Raw genomic sequence first — 17552 nt, 5'->3', positions numbered from 1 at the left:
GGGGAGAATGGAAGGAAAATGCCTCGGCAGCGACTGGACGCCGCTGCCGGGACGGCAAAAGTACACCGCCGGAATCTTACGCGGAGCCTAGCGCAAAATCGTGACCGTGCCACGGCGCACCACCGGCTGGCCCGCTTCGTCGGTGGCCGTAAACTGGTAGCTGAACACCTGCGGCGCCGCCTGCACGCCGCGCACCTTGCCGTTCCAGGTTTGGGTGCGGTCGGTGGCGCGAAAGACCTCCAGGCCGTTGCGGTCGAAGAGCCGGAAGGTGAACGTGGTCAGGAAGCGGCCCTTGATTTCGAGCACGTCGTTGAGGCCGTCGCCGTTCGGGGTGAAGGCGTTGGGAATGGTTACAACTACCTGACGCACCAGTTGCGCGACGTTGCTATATACGACCAGCCCCGTGCTGGACGTGGCCTCCAGCCGGTAGCGCAGTACCTGCCGGTCGTTGGGCGGGGCGGGCGCGAGGATGGGGGCGCCGCTACCGTTGAGGGAGCTGGTACTGAGCACCTGGCCACCGGCATCGAGCAGCAACAGGCGGTAGCTCCAGCCACTGCCCTGGCCCGCCGGCGCACTCCAGCGCACCTGCACCTGGTTACCGTCGCGGTCGGCGGCTTCGGCGGCCAGCACGGGCGGGCAGGCGCTAGGGCCTTCGGTCGACACGTTGCCGCAGGGGTCGGAGAGGCGGGAGGTGTAGCAAGGCACCAGTTCGGGCGTCACCAGGCCAGGCTGGTCCAGTACCGGGCGCTGGCGGCTCACGGGCACGTCGGCGGTGGTGCTGCCCAGCGTGCGGCGCACCAGCAGGCGGCTGGCCGTGTCGCTGACGGCCGTCTGGGTGTTGATTTCCACGGTGCCATCGGGGCGGAACGAGGCCGTAAGCAGCGGTGCAGGGGCGGCCTGGCTGGCTACGGTCTGCACGCTGCGCACCGCCGACTCTGACACGCCCGCGGCCGTGCGCGCTACGACCTGGTACTGATACGTCACGCCGCAGGTCACGTCGGAATCAGTGTAGGTGCGGGCGCTGGCCGGCGCGGTGGCCAAGGGCTGCGCATTGCGCCGCACGTCGTAGCCCGTTACGGGGCTGCCCGCGGTCTGGGCCCAGCTCAGCTGGTTTTGCCGGTTGGCAGAGGCCACGCTCAAATCGATGGGGCAGAGCGGGGCCGAGGGCAGCGACAAAATGCCGCAGGCGTCGGTCAGGCGCAGGCGGTAGCAGCTGTTGAGGTTGCCGTTGGGCACCGTGAACGTAGTGGCCGACGAGGGAATAGTGGCCACCGTCGTAAAAGTACCGGTGCCGCCGTCCTGCTCCAGCACGTAGCGGTAATCGTTTTGCAGGGGCGCAAACGCCAGCTCCAAACCAGTGGCCTGTACCGTCAGGCGCTGCAATACCGGTGCGCGGGGAGCCGGCGGCGGGGCGAAGGTCTTTTCCGACATGCCCTCGCAGATGCGGGCGTCGGTGTAGTTGCCAAACACCCGGACAGTGGTAGCGCCGGGCGTCACGGTGTAGGTGGCCGAGGCCTGCGTAACGGGCTGGCGCGGCCCGGTGCCTACCTGCACCTCGTAGCGCACGTTGGCCTGCATGGTGCTCAGCGTGACCTGAATTTGCGCATTGGTGCTGCCACAGTAGGCCACCGTAAAGTCGGGCTGCGGACGCTCCCGCACTTCAAAGCGGCGCGAAAAGAGGATGCCGGCGCCGCCCGGGAAACCGGGCTGGCCCGGGTGCGGATTGGGCGTGTTCTGCTGAATGATCAGCGGCCCGGTCGTCGGGGGAACGGTGCGGATAGAGTCCGCATTGAGCGCGGCGCCGGGCGTGCAGCCCAAGGCGTAGAAAATGGTGCCGCGGATAAAATTCTCGCCGCTGCAGTCGCGCAGGCGGATGCGGGAGTTGGCGCAGAGCACCGTGACGGGCTGGTTGGGAATGTCCAGCGGCTGGCCCGTGGCATCATCGTATACCCGAAAGCAAGAGGTGGCCCCGGGCGAGTCGTTGGGGCACAGCTGGGCTACGGCCAGGCCCTGCGCCCCGAGCCAGCACGCCAGAAACATTGCCCAACCCCGCAGCAACTGGCGCCAGCCCAGGCGGGGCAGCCGGTTCTTATCGTTCATCATTCCAACTTACGCATGGAGCACCGCATCCGCGGCAGTTATGCCCACTCGAACGTGCGCACAAACTGGGCGGCGGCGTGCAGATCGGGGTAGAGCACCCGGTCGCGGGCAATAAAGGGCGCCTGCGCCTGAAACGCTTCCACCACCCGTTCTAGTGCGGCCGAGCTACGCAACGGGCGGCGGAAGGCCAAGGCCTGCACCGCGTTCAGCAGCTCGATGCCGAGCACCTGCTCAGTGTTTTCGATGACGCGCAGGGCCTTGGTAGCCGCGTTGGCGCCCATGCTCACGTGGTCTTCCTGCCCGTTGCTGCTCACGATGCTGTCCACCGAGGCCGGGGTGCACAGCTGCTTGCTCTGGCTCACGATGCTGGCCGCCGCGTACTGCGGAATCATCAGGCCGGAGTTCAGGCCCGGCTCGGCCACTAGGAAAGGCGGCAGGCCGCGCTGCCCGCTGATGAGCTGGTAGGTGCGGCGCTCCGAAATCGAGCCTAGCTCGGCTACGGCTATAGCCAGAAAATCCAGCGCCAGGGCCAGCGGCTGGCCGTGGAAGTTGCCGCCCGACAGGATGGCGTCGCTTTCGGGGAAGATGTTGGGGTTGTCGGTGACGGCGTTGCACTCGGTTTCCACCACGCCGCTCACGTACTGCACCGCGTCGTGGGAGGCGCCGTGCACCTGCGGAATGCAGCGGAAGGAGTAGGGGTCCTGCACGGCGGTTTTGGTTTGGCGCTGCAGTTCGCTGCCCTCCAGCAGCTCGCGCAGATGCCGGGCCACGGCCAGCTGCCCTACGTGCGGCCGGATGCGGTGCAGCCGCTCGTCGAAGGGCTCGGGGCGGCCGTCGAAGGCTTCCAGCGACAGGGCGCCGATAACGTTGGCGGCCAGCAGCAGGCGGCGGGTACGCAGGGCGGTGTGCACGGCGTAGGCCAGCATAAACTGCGTGCCGTTCAGCAGGGCCAGCCCTTCCTTCGCTTTCAGCTCGATGGGCTGCCAGCTGAACAGGTGCATGGCGTCGGCGGCGGCGAGGCGGTAGCCTTCGAAGTGCACTTCGCCCAGGCCGATGAGCGGCAGGCACAGGTGAGCCAGCGGGGCCAGGTCGCCGCTGGCGCCCAGGGAGCCTTGCTGGTACACCACCGGATGAATGCCGCGGTTGTAGAAGTCGAGCAGGCGCTGCACGGTGGCCAGCTGCACGCCGCTGTGGCCGTAGCTCAGGCTTTGAGCCTTGAGCAGCAGCATCAGGCGCACCAGCTCGGCCGGCACTTCGGCCCCGGTGCCGCAGGCGTGCGACATCATCAGGTTGCGCTGCAGCTGGCCCCGGTCTTCGGGCGAAATGCTGGTGTTGCACAGCGCCCCGAAGCCGGTGTTGATGCCGTACACCGGCGCGTCGGATTGCTCCAGCCGCTCGTGCAGGTAGCGGTGGCAGTGCTCGATGCGCTGGCGAGCCTCGTCGCTCAGGGCCAGGGGGCGCTGCTGGCGGAGCACTTGCTCCAGGGTAGGCAGGTCGAGGTAAGTGGTGGGGCTGAGGGTAAACGTGTCGGACATGGGTGGGAAGGAGGAGCGGCGCGGGGTGGGCGGCCGTTTGGGAGGCGGAAGCTACGAATTTGCGGGGTACCTCACCTCCCGGGCTCGTGGGACCTCACCCCCCGGCCCCTCTCCTTAGGGAGAGGGGGAGTGAAATGTATCTGGCGTCGGTGGGTAGTGGGGTGGGGCTGCCGGGTATCGGATGCCGGCTGCGGGATATCGGGGCTTGGCTGCCGGGCATTTAGCTTGTGCTGCCGACTATTTAGCGTCATCTGTCGAGCATTTAGAGTTAGCTGCCTAGCATCAAATGTCATCTGCCAAGTATCAAATGCCATCTGCCGAGCATCAAGTGGCTTCTGCCGGGCATCAAATGTGATTTGCCGAGTATCCAGGGGCTTCGGCTGACTATCAGCCGCTTCGGCCACGAACTAAAAACGGCCCCGCCACTGCTGGCGGGGCCGTTTTTTGGTTCAGATACCGCGGGCCTTTAGCATGCGGTCCAGTGGGGTGCCGGGGCGCACGAGGGGGCGCAGCTCCTGGTAGGGGATGATGGTATGGTCGGCGTAATGCGCCACATAGGGCGCCAGCGCGTAGTCGCCGTAGCCGGCGTACAGGCCGGCAGGGGTGAAGGTAACGGAACTGGGCAGTGGGGGTACGTCCTGCCAGTTCCACCCTTCTTCCTCCGTCAAGTCGGGGTAGTCTTGCCGCAGATGGCGGGCCAGCAGCCGGAGCAGGGCTGCCTCGGTACCGGGCCGCAACAGTTCCTCCACCTGCCACCCCCGGCCGGTGGTCAGGTCCACGATAAATCCTGTCTGATCGTGTTCGGGGTGGGCGCCGAAGTAATAGCCCTCCTCCCGGACGTTGTAAGAAAACAGCCCGTAATCGTTAAGCGTTACACTATACGAGTGGCTGACTTGCCCGCACCCCTCTGGCCAGTGGCGCATGGAATCACGCCGGGCAGCCGGGGGCGGCGCCTGCCAACGGGCCAGGCGCAGCGAATCAGCGCTGAGTAGGTGAGGAAATTCGGTGGAATAATAAACGTTTCTGATTCCCTCGCACCACGCTTGGCGATAGGCCGTCAGCCGGAGCAACTCGTAGCGCACGGCTTGGGAATAGTCCTCGCGCAGCGGTATCACCTGTTGCCGCGTGCCGTGTACGGCCCGGCGGCGCCCCTGCAGCTGACGGCGGAGCGGCCAACTGAACTGCCATTGCCATGTTGCGCGGGATGTATCGGCCGTTGGAACATCGTCGGGGACTCGTTCCGTCAGCACCAGTTGGCCATTTTGCAAGCGGCGGAACAGTAGTTGGTGCTCGGCTGGCTGCCGGGCGTAGCGGTAGTACCAGCTGCCCGCCGGGTATTCCTGATAAGATTTGACCTTCAGGTTGGTCCGAATCGACAAATGCACGACGATGGGCTGCCCGTTCAGCGTACCGAGGTAGCGGCGGTAAGTGTGCGGATGGGCTAGCGAGTCGCCTTCGAGCGGGTCGAAGGTATCGAAGCGCATGGTCGTGTCGACGGAAGTTTCCTGCAACTCCTGGGGTAGCTCGGCATCGGTTGCCACTAAAGCGGAGACGCTGTCCACAGCTACCACTTGGTTGTTCTCCATCGTGGTAGACGCCAGCGGGGCCGGTTCACCGGCCCAGACTTCAGCCGCCACCGGGGCCCGAAACACCTGTTGGGGCCGGCCGAGCCAATAGCCCGCCAGCCCCAGCAGTAGTAAGGTGCCGACTCCCAGGAGCTTATCGGCCCGGTTCAGCGGCGGGTTCATGCCAGCCCTTGCAGCGTCTTCAGCACTTCGGCGGCGGGCACGGTCTGCTCCGAGCCGGCGCGCATGTCGCGCAGCTTCACCTGGCCGTTGGCGCGTTCTTCCGGGCCAGCCAGAATCATAAAGCGGATGCCGCGCTTATCGGCGTACTCGAACTGCTTTTTGAGCTTGGCGACTTCCGGGTACAGCTCGGCGGAGAGGCCGGCCTGGCGCAGCTCCCGCAGCAGGGGCAGCACGGTGGCGCGGCCCTCGGCGTCGAAGTTGGCAATGAGGCAGAGCGGGGCGGCCACGGCGTCGGCCGGGAACAGCTCCAGGGTTTCGAGCACGTCGTAGATGCGGTCGACGCCGAACGAGAAGCCCACGCCCGAGAGGCCGGGCAGGCCGAAGGCGCCGGTCAGGTTGTCGTAGCGCCCGCCGCCCGAGATGCTGCCCATCTGCACGTTGTTCACCTTCACCTCGAAGATGCAGCCGGTGTAGTAGGAGAGGCCGCGGGCCAGGGTCACGTCGAAATCGAGCCGCTCGAAGTGCTCAAAGCCGAAGTCGCGCAGGTAGTCCTGTACTTCGGTCAAATCCTGCAGGCCCTTGGCCGGGCCGGCCGTAGTATCGGCTAGTACGCCGTCCTGCCCGAAAGCCTCGCGCAGGGTGCTCAGTTTGGCATCGAACGAGCCGCCGACTTCCAGGTACCGGAACACTTTGTCGATGGCCTCCTGCGGGAAGCCGCGCTCCAGCAGCTCCTTCGTCACGCCCTCGCGCCCGATCTTGTCGAGCTTGTCGATGGCCACGAACAGGTCGGACTCCTTGCCTACGCCGCCCAAGGCCTGATAAATGCCCGACAGCACGCCGCGGTGGTTGATTTTGATGGTAAAGTCCGTCAGGCCAAGCGTCGACAGTACTTCGTCGATCATCAGCACGATTTCGGCCTCGCAGAGCAGGGAGTTGGTACCCACCACGTCGGCGTCGCACTGCACGAACTCGCGGTAACGGCCGCGCTGGGGGCGGTCGGCGCGCCACACGGGCTGGATCTGGTAGCGCTTGAAGGGCAGCGTGAGCTGGCCGCGGTTCATCACCACGTAGCGGGCGAAGGGCACCGTCAGGTCGTAGCGCAGGCCCTTTTCGGCCACTTTGGGCAGGATTTTCTTCGAGCCGGCCGTCAGGTCCTCGGCCGATACATCCTTGGCGAAGTCGCCCGAATTCAGGATTTTGAACAGCAGCTGGTCGCCCTCGTCGCCGTACTTGCCGGTGAGCACCGACAGGTTTTCCATCGTGGGCGTTTCGAGCGGGGCGAAGCCGAATTTTTCGAACACGCGGCGGATAACGCCGAAAATATAGTTGCGCCGGGCCACCTGCACGGGACCAAAGTCGCGGGTGCCTTTCGGGATGCTGGGTTTCTGAACGCTCATTCGTCAGTAAGGGATGCTCAAATGTGGCCGCGAAGGTACAGTCTCGGCCGCACAGTGCCCTAGTCCGCGGCCCGGCTGGCCCGGCGCGCCTGGTACAGCACCGAAGCCGCCAGCGGGGCCTTCAATGCTGAGCGGATGCCCGAGCGGCCCAGAGCCTGGTTGGTCCAGTCGTTGCAGGTGCGCAGGGCGTAGTATTGGCCGCGGGCGGGAAAGAAAAAGTCATTGGCGGTGTAGCCGGCGGCATTGCGCAGTGCCCAGCCGCCCACGGAGTCGGGCGCAAAAGAGCCCTCGATGTAGGCCGTGAGGCGCTGGTACTGCGCCACCGAAATGCGCAGGGGCACCACCTGCTCGCTGGCCTGCGGTGCCTGCCGGTAAAAGCCGACGTGCATCAGGGTGCGGCCCGGCAGCAGGGCCCGCAGCACGGTGCCGGGCTTGGGGAACTTGCCACCGTAGCTCTGCAGGTAAAACTGCTCGTTGCCCCAGCCAAACGCTACGTACTGATAACTGCCAAACCGCGTGGGCCAGTTCGGCTGGGCAAAGCGTTGCAGCCAGTCCTGCCCGGTGCGCGCTTCGTGCAGGGGCACCACCACGTCGGTATGGAAGCCATTCGATACCACGAACACCGGCACGCCGTCGGGCGTCGGGCGAAAATCGGCGTGGCGCGGCACCAGCGTACCGGTCATGAGCAAAACCACGAAGGCGGCAAAAGCGGGCATCAGCAGGCGGAGGATACGAGGCAGGCAACGCATACGCGGGCGAGTAGGTGCCCGGGCGGCCGCCGGGCTACCCGTTCATCCGGCCCGGCGGCCAATGTAACCCGTGCTACACACCACCGGCCCCGACAGCCACAAGCGTAGCTGTCGGGGCCGGCATCGGAAGGCATCGGAAGTGTACCCGTGCTAGGCTAGGAGCGCACCGCAAGACCCGCCGCGCGGCGCTGCCGGCAAAAGGTCGTCAGCACGTAGCGGCCGGCGTGGCCCACTTTGGTCGTGGTGCTGGCTACGTACAGCTGCGGGGTGCATACCAGCGTACCGGCCAGCTTGGCGCCCAGTGGCGTGAGAGCTACCGAACCCAGTGTGAGGCGCGGCTGCCGGGCATTCAGGCCGTACACTGGGCGCAGGCCCTGGTAGCCCAGCACGGTGGGGTGCAGGCGGTACTGGCCGAAGGGCACGCCCCGGAACTCGAAAGTGCCATCGGGGCGGGTGGTGGCCGTGGCCACGTAGGCCCCGTCGGCGGCACGCAGCAGTACCACGTTGGCCTGCGGAATGGGCTCGTGGGAAGTGCCGTCGAGCAGGGCGCCCGAGAGCTGGCCGGTGCTGGCGGTGGCAGGCGCCGCGGCGGGGGCGTACTTGGCTACGGCCACCAGGGCCAGCGCGGAGAGGAAGAAACGGAAAGCAGCAAGCGTTTTCATAGCAGTTGGGGGTCAGAAAGGCACAGGGTTGGGGCGGGGCCGACAGGTAGCCGCGGTACTACGCCGCCGGGCCGAGGCTGGAGCCGCCTGCGTGCGGCGGAGCGGCAAAGCGCGTTGTCATCCAGCGACACAAAGGTAGGGTGGGCCCAAGGTGCGGTTCAATCGCACGATGATGTGAGAAGTCTGTAAATCAGTATTTAAGGTGTTGAGAGGCCCTTTTATTGCTTCTCATCGGGCCCTGCTTTATGCTTTGCCGCCGCTCTGCTTCTGGCGCCTGACATACTTGGGTGAGGCCCAAAACGGCCGCAGACTGCCGAGCCTCGCTCAGCAGCCTGCGTTTGGAATAAGAAGTGGGACGATTAGCCGCCGAAGCCGCCCCCGCCACCCTGCGGCTGGTTCTCGATTTTCTTCGGGGGCTTATTCGAGCCCAGGTACCAGGCGAAGCCCAGGTAACCGATGCGCGACTCCCATTTGTTGTAGGACTTGGCCGAATACTGGGTTTCCGGCGTCTTCACGAACGATTCCGACAGCTGACGCTGGTTGTTGAACACGTCCGAGATGCGCAGCGTGAGGCTGGCCCGGTCGTTGAACAGGCGCTGGCGCAGGGCTACGTCGACGGAGCCCACCGGGGCGTAGCGGCCTTGCGAGGTCAGCACGGCGGCGCGGTAGTTGCCCGTCACCTGGATATCCAGCTTCGGGGTGGGGGTGAAGGAGTTCATCACGCGGGCCGTGCCCGACACGGTGCGCCGGCTCGATTCGTTGCCGGTAGCGGCCGTGACGCTGGACTGGAACAAGGAGCCGTTGGCCGTCACGCGCCACCACTTGGCCAGCGGCTGGTTCAGCGACACCTCGGCCCCGTAGCTGTAGGCCCGCCCGAAGTTGTCGGCGTACTGGGCCGTGATGAGGGCGCCGTTGCCGTAGAGGTAGCTGGCAACGCTGTCGATAGCCGTCAGGCGCTGAATGGCGTTGGTGGTCTGGCGGTAAAACAGGGTGGAGGTGACGTTGGCGTGGCCCAAGGTCATCTGGTGGCCCAGCTCCAGCGCGTTGATGTACTCGGGCCGCAGCGTCGGGTCGCCGATGCGGTAGCTGCGCTGGTCCTGGTAGAGCGGGAAGGCCAGCAGCTGCATGAAGTTGGGGCGGTTCAGGCGGCGCGAGTAGCTCAGCTGCACGCGCTGGTCGGCCTTTTTGATGTTGCGCACCAGTGTGGCCGAGGGAAACAGGTTCAGGTATTCCAGGCGAAAGGGTCCCTTACCGTTCTGCACCTCACCGCGGGTGTTGGTATACTCCGCCCGCAGACCGCCCTGCACGCTCCACGGGCCCATTTCGTGCTGGAAAGTGCCGTAGCCGGCTTGGGTCAGCTCCTTGAAGTTGTAGGCGTAGGAGCGGTCGGCCTGCCGGTCGAAGATGGGGCCGTCGGCGCGCTGCTGCAGGAAGTCGTCGGTGCCGTCGTTGGCCGAAAACTGCCCCTTCAGGCCCGCGTCGATGCGCGTCTTCTCGCTGAGCGGGTGCACGTAGTCTACCTGCCCGTACACGGCGTGCAGGCTTACGTTCAGGTCCTGTTTCCACTCGCGCAGGTCGGTGGTGGCGTTGCCTTCCGTGTTGCGCTGGCCCACCAGCACATCGGCCTGCACGCTCGAGTAGCCGAGGTTGGCAGTTAGTTCGCGACCCTTGTGGACTTCCCAGGTACGGCGGTAATCGGCCGAGGCATCCATTTCGTCAATGTTTTCGTTGACGCGGAAAACGCTGCTGATGCGGTTCGTGCCGTCGGGATTGGTGATGGTGGCCGTTTGCGAACCTTCGTTTAGGCTGCGGTTGATGTTGGGCTGCACCGTCACGGTTAGCGTCTGCTCGGCCGGCAGCGTCAGGTCGAAGCCCAGGCGGCCGCCGTAGGTTTTGTTGTCCCGGACGTTGTTGCCGGTCTGAAAGGTGTTGACTTGTTCCCCCTTGAGCGTCGCCTGCTGATTCAGCCGGGAATTGCTGTGGAAGTTCATGTCGCGCACATCCACCGAGCCGAACATGTTCAGCTTGCCAGCGCGGCGGTTCAGGCTCAGGCTGCCGTTGTACTTGTCGCGGGTGCCTACGGTGAGGGCTGCCTGGCCGTTCCAGCCGTCCTTTTTCTGTTTTTTCAGGATGATGTTGATGACCCCGCCGGCGCCGGCCGCGTCGTAGCGCGCCGAGGGGTTGGTCACCACTTCCACTTTCTCGATGCTGCTGGCCGGAATCTGCTCCAGCCGGTTGCCCACGCCGCCGTTGGCGCCCATGGGCTTGCCGTCGATGAGGATGGTAATGTTGGAGCTGCCGCGCATGCTCACCGTACCGTCGGCTGCCACGGCTACCGAGGGCACGTTCTGCAGCACGTTGGTGGCCGTGCCACCCACGCTCGACAGGTCTTTCTCTACGTTGATGACCTTTTTATCCAAGTTGTCCTGCACCGCGGCCCGCTCGCCGGTCACCGTCACGCCTTTCAGCTCGGTCACCGTGGGGCGCAGCACCACTTGGCCTAGCTCCACCTCAGCGCCGTTGGCGCCCACCGTCACCGGGCGGCGCAGCGGCTGGTAGCCCAGTACCGTGGCGCGCAGGGTATAGGTGCCCGGCGCCACTTTCTCCAGCCGGAAGCGGCCGGCTTCGCTGGTAGCCGTGCCGGTCGCTAGCACCGAATCCTGGGCCCGCAGCAACACCACGTTGGCGAAAGGCAGGGGCTGGCGGGTGCCCCCGTCAAGCAGCGTACCCGATACGGTGCCGGCGTTCTGCGCAGCGGCAGCCAGCGGCAGGCCCAGGACCAGCGAAGCAGCACACCAAAAAGTGCGGGGGAGCGAAGTCGAGTTCATAGTCAGAAAAGCGGGGTGAGGAGGCAAAGCGGCCGCGTGACCAGCTTGTGTTTAGACTTTATTTGGCGGATAGTACCTTGCAAAACAAGGTACAGGGCAGAAAAAAATGCGGAGAGGATCCGCTTGGCATTTACAGGAGTTGTGCTTGTACTACTAAGTAGTAGCCCGGGCCGGCGAGCAAGCTTGCCATACGTTAGGCAAGCGTTGCTCAACCGGGTGATTGGCATGAGGGCTGCACGGCAGCTTACTCATTTCTCGGGCAGGGAAGGGGCGCATAAAGGCAGCGCGGATTAGGGCTGGGCAACCAGGGCCACGAAGCTGCTGGCCGGGGTTTTGGCCGAAGCCGTGGCGCTGAGGGGTATCAGGGCGTAGGTGCCCAAGTCTACCAGGTTGCGGCCAGCCGACAGCGTAATATCCTCGTGCATAGGCTCGTAGCCCGGTACTTCTACGTGCAGCGTATAGTGGCCGAAAGCGGCGCGGTCGAGGCGGAACTCGCCGTTGTCGGCTGTGATGGCGCCAGCAATCAGCTGCTCGTTGTCTTTGCGCATCAGGGCCACGGTGGCTTGCTGCAGCGGCCGGCCGGTGTATTGGTCGATCAGCACGCCGGCGAAGGAACCGGTCAGCTGCAGGCAGGACGGCCGGGGCGTATCCGAGAGATGAGCCGTAGCGGGTTGGGAAATGGATGCGGCCAGCAGGCCAGCGCCCAGCAGGGCACGGTTGAACAGGGAGAGTGACATGACCAGAGTGTAGGAAAAGGTTACAGAAGGAATTTGCCGTTTGGCAACTGGTGGCCGCGGATCCACACTGTGTTGTCCATCCGATCTACAAAAGCAGATGCAAGACCATGGGCTGGGAATCAAGAGGTTTCAGCTCAAAGTCGCCGAAATACGCTCTGGCTGGCCGCCTGGCAGGCGGGGCGCCGCCCCCGTTAGAGGCGGCCGTCAGAGAGTGGAGTGATTCAACGCTTCAAAGGTAATGATAGGTACTTTGTAACGCAAGGTACTTGTTAAATTTTTTTATTGTTAATCTTCAATCGGGGGTAAATCGGGGTGTAGCGGGCTTCTGAGTGGGTAGATGGAGGAGCAGTTTAAACCGTTGCCTGAGCCAAGGAAAAATTTGCTGCGGTCAGGGCTTTAGGTATCAAGGGGAGAAGTGAGAAAAAGACCAAGAGCAGGAAAAAGGCCATTAGCTGTGCTTCTGCTAGCTTTTTAGCGCCTTTTGCATCATTGACTACGAAATAGTTCGTAGGATGCACGGTGCGCTATATTTTTTTATTCTGGCGGTGGAAACTCCGGCTACTGCCAATGGTTACCGGCGAATCGAAAAAACTGAGGCCTAGTGCTAGCAATGCCGGGGCCCGCGCGGCTGCAACCAAAATACGACCGCCAAGCATTAATACTTCAGTAACTCTTACCCTTGGGCAATGCTTAGCATCTGCTTACACTTAGCGTCTGGCTCCCGCAAACAAAAACCGCCGGCTGAAGAGCCGGCGGTTGAAAAAGCAGCAGGTAAACAGAAAGCTATTTGCCAGGGGCTGTAACCACCTGACCGTTGCGGAAGGTCTTCTTGCTGGTAACCGTTTTGCCATCGGGACCGAAATAGCTCCAGACGCCGGTTTCGCGGTTGTTGCGGTACTGGCCCGCCACTTCCTGGGTGCCGTCCTCGCGTAGCTGCCGGTAGGGGCCTACTTTCAGTCCACTCTTCCAAGTGGTTTCGCTGCGCAACTTGCCCGAGGGGTAGAATTCCTGCTCCAGCCCGGTGGCCTTGCCGCCTTCGTAGGAGAGCTTGCGCTGTACCTGGCCGTTGTCGTGATAGGTCAGCTGCTCGCCTACCAGGCGGCCGTTGGTGTAGGTTTCCTTGCGCTGCAGCTGTTTGCCGCCCGCGAAAAACACGCGCCAAGTGCCGCTGCGCTGCCCGTTCTTGAATTCCTGTTCTTCCTTGGTGCCGCCCTCTTCAAAGTAGACGGTGGCCTTCCGGTCCTTGCCGCCGTTGCTGTAGGTCACGTCCTGCTCGGGCTTGCCGGAGGGGTAGAAGTAGTGCGCCGCGCCGGCCAGCACCCCGCCCTTGTAGTTCTGGGTGCTCTTGAGCTTGCCGCCCTCGTAATAGGTTTTCACGGCGCCTTCCAGGTTGGCCGTGCCTGGGGCCAACTGCTGGGCGCGCTTGGTCAGGTCGTCGCCGAGCTGGTTGGTAACGGCCCGCGTGCTGGCGGCGGCGGGTACGTAGTTGCCTTCGGTGCGCAGCTTGCCCGAGGGGTAGTAGGTCTTGATGGAGCCCCGACCGGTTTTATCCATGGTCACGTCGGTTTCCAGCTGTCCGTTCTCGTACCAGGTTTTATAGCCGCCAGCCAGCAGCCCGTTGCGGTACGTGCCCTCGCTCTGCACCTGCCCGTTGGGGAAGTACGTGCGCACCAGTCCGTTAGGCTGGCCATTGGCGTAGGTCATTTCCACCTGCGGCTTGCCCGAGGCGTATACCTGGCGCACCACGCCGGTGGGCTGCCCTTTGTCCAGCGTCGTCTCCAGCTTCAGCTCGCCCGAAGGATGGTACATTTTCACCGTGCCAGTAGGCTGATCGTCCTGGTACGTGCCTTCCTGCGCTACTTTGCCGGTAGGGTAGTACGTGCGGAACGGGCCCTGACGCTGGCCCTGGCGAAAGGTAACTTCCAGCCGCCGCTGCCCACTCTGGAAGAACTCGACGTAGGCGCTGTCCGGCTTGCCAGCACGGTAGCTGGTCTGTACTTCCAGCTTGCCCGAGCGGTAGAAGCGCTTGTAACCGCCTTCCAGCACGGTATCGGCCCCGACCAGCGCGTGGTACACCTCGCGCTTCTTGGTTTGGGTGGAGTCAAAGTAAGTCGTCAGCAGGCGTGGCCGCTGGGCCAGCGCCGGTCCGGCGCCCAAGCACAGCAGCGCCAGCAGTAGCAGGATTCGATTCATGCCTGCAAAAACGCAGAAATTCTACCAAACGTGCGAACCACGGATAAAGCGGCTAGTTTGCCCTGCCTGTCGTTGCGAGCAAAGCGAACCGAAGATTGGCGTAGTCACGCAACCTTTCCTTACAGTAGCACCGCCACTAGAACTGATAGAAACTAAAAAGAGTACCGCCCGAAACTGAAGAACCAGTTCCGGGCGGTACTCTTTTTATGGTCGGCTCGTGGGCCAGGACCGATTACTTCGTTCTGCTCGCACTGACGGCTAGGGCAGCCGCTTGCTCAGTGCTTGCTGAGTCCGTGATTACAGCTTCTCGAATACCAGCGAGCTGGCGCCGCCGCCGCCATTGCAGATGCCCGTCACGCCGATTTTACCACCTTCGTTGCGCATCACGTTCAGCAGCGTGGTCACGATGCGGGCGCCGGAAGCGCCCAGCGGGTGGCCCAGGGACACAGCGCCGCCGTACACATTCACCTTGGTGCCTTCCAGGTTCAGCAGCTTGTTGTTGGCCAGCGACACCACCGAGAAAGCCTCGTTGATTTCGTAGAAGTCCACTTGCTCGGGCGTTACGCCGGCGTACTTCAGCGCCTTCGGAATAGCCAGCGAAGGCGAGGTGGTGAACCACTCCGGCGCCTGCTCGGCATCGGCGAAGCCCAGTACCTTCGCAATCGGGGTCAGGCCCAGCTCTTCGGCTTTGTCTTTGCTCATCAGCAGCACGGCCGCTGCACCGTCGTTCAGCGTCGAAGCGTTGGCCGCCGTCACGGTGCCGCCTTCCTTAATGAAGGCCGGCTTCAGGCCCGGCACCTTGGTGAAATCCACCTTGGTGTACTCCTCGTCGTCCTCAATCACCACGGTCTTGCCGCGCTGCTCGATGGTCACGGGAATGATTTCGTCCTTTTTCTTGCCGGCTTTGGCCGCGTTGGCGCTGCGGGTGTAGCTCTCGATGGCAAAGGCATCCTGCTCTTCGCGGGTGATGCCCATTTCCTTGGCCGTGTTTTCGGCCGCGTTGCCCATCGCGTAGTTGTGGTACGGGTCCCACAGGCCATCTTTCATTAGCCCGTCAATCATCTGCCCGTGGCCGTATTTGGCGCCGAAACGGGCTTTGTCGAGGTAGTACGGCACGTTCGACATGCTTTCCATGCCGCCGGCCAGCACCACGTCGGAGTGGCCCAGCATGATGGCTTGGGCACCCAGCATGATGGCTTTCGAGCCCGACGCGCATACTTTATTGACGGTGGTGCATTCTACTTCGTAGCCCAGTCCGGCTTTCAGCGCGGCTTGGCGCGCCGGGGCTTGGCCCAGGTTGGCCGAAATCACGTTGCCCATGATTACCTGCTGTACTTCCTTCGGGTCGACCCCGGCTTTTTCCAGCGCCCCTTTCAGCGCAATACCGCCCAGCTCGACGGCCGTGAGCGAAGCGAGGCTGCCCCCGAAAGAGCCAATGGGCGTACGGACGGCCGAAATGACGTAGACTTCTTTGGTCTGCATGATAGTAGAAAGGGTGGGAGTAAGTGGGAGAATGACAAGGCCGCGCGGCCCCGGACCGGTAACGCGCCAAAAGTAGCAGGATTTTCGTCGGTGCCGACGCAACTGCCGAACGTTTGTTTGCCTAACCGCAAACCTACCAGGTTGGTTTCCGCGAAGCGTTGGAACGGGTTGCGCGGTGAGGCAGTTGCTGCAGGTATTGCTGCTCGGCCGATTGCAGGGCCTCCAGTACTTGGCGGGCCTGCGCTTCGGTTAGGTTCGATGGGGCCTGGGTTTGCCGGGTATTCAGGCGGTTATCTGCCGCCGTAGCCCCTTGTCCCGAAGAAGCCGTGCCGTTGCCCACCGAGCCCGAAGCCTGCGCATCCAGCCCATGGGTATTGCCACCCGTATTTCCCTGCGCCGTGGGTTGCGGCTTCCCGGTGCCACCCGGCGTGCTTTTGCCGCCACTGGCCCCTTGCCCGGGAGCCGGGGCCGCTGCCTGGCTCACACCGTTATCAGCCGGTTTTTTCTGCTCCTTGCCCGTACCGGTCGATTCTGGCTTGGGAGCAGGAGGCGGAGGCGCCAGCGGTGGGGGAGTGGTACGACCTTGGTAGGGCCGCAGCAACTCGTAGTTGTAGCGGGCGCTGGCGTTGCCCGGGTCGTCGAGCAGGGCCAGCCGCAGCAACGCCAGCGCCTGCGTGTAGTTTCCTTGAGTGGCAGCCAGGGTAGCGAGTTGCTGCCGGGCCACGCTACGAAACGGTCGGGAAGTGCTCCGCAGGACCTGCCCATAAGCCCGTCGGGCTTCGGCCACCTGGCCGGCCCGGGCACTGGCATGACCCAGGTTCAGCAGAAGCTCGGCGGAGTTGTTACCCAGCTGTTGTGCCCGGCTATACGCCTGGGCGGCCGCTGCAAAATCGCGCCGGGCATAGGCCGCAGCTCCCAGTCGTTGAGCCGCGTTGGCATCGTGTACCCGTTGCAGAGCATTCCACCAGCTCCCGGCAAAGAGCAGCAACAGCAGTAATCCGGCCCGCATCATGGCTTGATGACGGTAAGCGTAAGCAGAACATCCAGCCCGAGCAGCAACAGGGCGGCTGCCAAAGGGTACGTATACCGGTTGTCGGCTACCGTTACGCTGCGTACCTGCTGGGCCTGGCCTTCGAGGCGGTTGAGAGCCCGCAGCAGCAAGGGAAACTCATTGCGCCGGTCCGTTACCTCTATATAGATACCGTTGGTGGCTTCGGCCAGACGCCGCAGCGGTGCGGCTTGCAGGCGGGTTACGGCCGGTTTGCCCTGGGCGTCGCGCACAAACCCGCCCGGGCGCGGTATGCGCCCCCCGCCGGCCGTGCCCACGCCTACGGTATACAGGCGCATGCCACTACGCACCAGGTCGCGCACGGTGCCCTCCAGGTTTTCGCCGAAATCCTCCCCGTCGCTCACCAAGACCAAGGCCGTTGCGCGCGGGGGCGTGCCCCCCGTAGGCCGCTCAGTGGTAGCGGTAGCCCGTGTCAGGGCCAAGGCCAGGGGCTGAGTCAAATCGGTGCTGCCTGCCGGTACCAAACGCGTATCGAGTGTATTGAGCAGCTGCAGCAGGGCGTTTTGGTCGTACGTGAGCGGGCAGTGCACGTAGGCTTCCGAGCTGAACACCACCAGCCCGATGCGGTCAGCCGGGAAGCGCTGCACCAGCTCGCTAAGCTCCGCCCGCACTTTCTGCAGCCGCGACGGAGCCACGTCATCCGCATCCATGGAGCGCGAGAGGTCCACCAGCAGCCACACATCCTTGCCGGCCGTGCGCACGGCCCGCTGGGTAAGGCCGTAGGCGGGCCCCAGCAGAGCGACCAGCAGCAGCCCGAAGGCCAGCAAGCGAAGACCCAGTTTCCAGCCGAGGCGCCAGCCACGCTGTCCCAGCGGGCGGGCCAGCCGACTCGTGCGCAGTGCATATCCGGCGTACAGGAAAAAAAATGCTGCGACGAGCAGCGTTTCCCATTGTGTCCAGAAATACAGCCAGGTAAGCATGCCAAAAGGCCGGGAAAAGCAAGCCCGGGAATCAAAGATAACGTGCAGGCGCTGCCTAAAAGCACATTTTTTTTGCGTGAGGCGTTGGTTTGGAAAAAGTCGCTTGTATATTTGCTGCCCCGAAGGGCAAGC

The 17552-nt window shown here is 63.9% G+C and carries 12 protein-coding genes; all 12 read right to left on the bottom strand.

The features are described from left to right. Window positions 1-87: 87 nt before the first annotated feature. On the bottom strand, window positions 88-2103 hold the full coding sequence (locus tag B0919_RS05950) for a gliding motility-associated C-terminal domain-containing protein (RefSeq protein ID WP_078011297.1): 2016 nt from the start codon (window positions 2101-2103) through the stop codon (window positions 88-90). A 35-nt stretch (window positions 2104-2138) separates the two neighbouring features. Continuing rightward, complete coding sequence (gene hutH / locus B0919_RS05945; protein ID WP_078011296.1) at window positions 2139-3635, bottom strand: histidine ammonia-lyase; 1497 nt, start codon at window positions 3633-3635, stop codon at window positions 2139-2141. Window positions 3636-4084: 449 nt separating this feature from the next. Then, the gene (locus B0919_RS05940; RefSeq protein WP_078011295.1) at window positions 4085-5383 is read right to left on the bottom strand and encodes a hypothetical protein; all 1299 of its coding nucleotides are present in this window, start codon (window positions 5381-5383) and stop codon (window positions 4085-4087) included. Then, window positions 5380-6780, bottom strand: a complete 1401-nt coding sequence (gene hisS, locus B0919_RS05935) for a histidine--tRNA ligase (RefSeq protein ID WP_078011294.1) — start codon at window positions 6778-6780, stop codon at window positions 5380-5382. The genes B0919_RS05940 and hisS overlap by 4 nt, the downstream gene beginning before the upstream one ends. Before the next feature lie 59 nt (window positions 6781-6839). Next, entirely contained in the window at window positions 6840-7496 is a 657-nt protein-coding gene (locus tag B0919_RS05930) for a TIGR02117 family protein (protein WP_176132873.1), read from the bottom strand. A gap of 188 nt (window positions 7497-7684) precedes the next feature. Continuing rightward, window positions 7685-8191, bottom strand: coding sequence for a carboxypeptidase regulatory-like domain-containing protein (locus B0919_RS05925; protein WP_078011292.1), 507 nt, complete (start codon window positions 8189-8191; stop codon window positions 7685-7687). 359 nt (window positions 8192-8550) lie between these two features. Beyond that, on the bottom strand, window positions 8551-11019 hold the full coding sequence (locus B0919_RS05920; protein ID WP_078011291.1) for an outer membrane beta-barrel family protein: 2469 nt from the start codon (window positions 11017-11019) through the stop codon (window positions 8551-8553). A 290-nt stretch (window positions 11020-11309) separates the two neighbouring features. After that, window positions 11310-11756: a carboxypeptidase-like regulatory domain-containing protein gene (locus B0919_RS05915; protein ID WP_078011290.1), complete on the bottom strand. Its 447-nt coding sequence runs from the start codon at window positions 11754-11756 to the stop codon at window positions 11310-11312. 783 nt (window positions 11757-12539) lie between these two features. After that, the gene (locus B0919_RS05910) at window positions 12540-13949 is read right to left on the bottom strand and encodes a toxin-antitoxin system YwqK family antitoxin (protein WP_078011289.1); all 1410 of its coding nucleotides are present in this window, start codon (window positions 13947-13949) and stop codon (window positions 12540-12542) included. Between the two features lie 297 nt (window positions 13950-14246). Further along, a complete protein-coding gene (locus B0919_RS05905) occupies window positions 14247-15431 on the bottom strand; it encodes an acetyl-CoA C-acyltransferase (protein WP_078011288.1) in 1185 nt (394 codons plus the stop codon). A 133-nt stretch (window positions 15432-15564) separates the two neighbouring features. After that, window positions 15565-16443 carry a hypothetical protein gene (locus B0919_RS05900; RefSeq protein WP_139361935.1) on the bottom strand — a complete coding sequence of 293 codons (879 nt, stop codon included), beginning with the start codon at window positions 16441-16443 and terminating at the stop codon, window positions 15565-15567. Then, entirely contained in the window at window positions 16440-17420 is a 981-nt protein-coding gene (locus B0919_RS05895; protein WP_078011286.1) for a vWA domain-containing protein, read from the bottom strand. The genes B0919_RS05900 and B0919_RS05895 overlap by 4 nt, the downstream gene beginning before the upstream one ends. Window positions 17421-17552: the final 132 nt, after the last annotated feature.

Origin of the sequence: Hymenobacter sp. CRA2, from assembly GCF_002007105.1 — a bacterium.
In the GTDB taxonomy this organism is placed as follows: Bacteria; Bacteroidota; Bacteroidia; order Cytophagales; family Hymenobacteraceae; genus Solirubrum.
The sequence above is the reverse complement of the archived record's forward strand: the minus strand, read 5'-3'. Positions and strand labels throughout refer to the sequence as shown.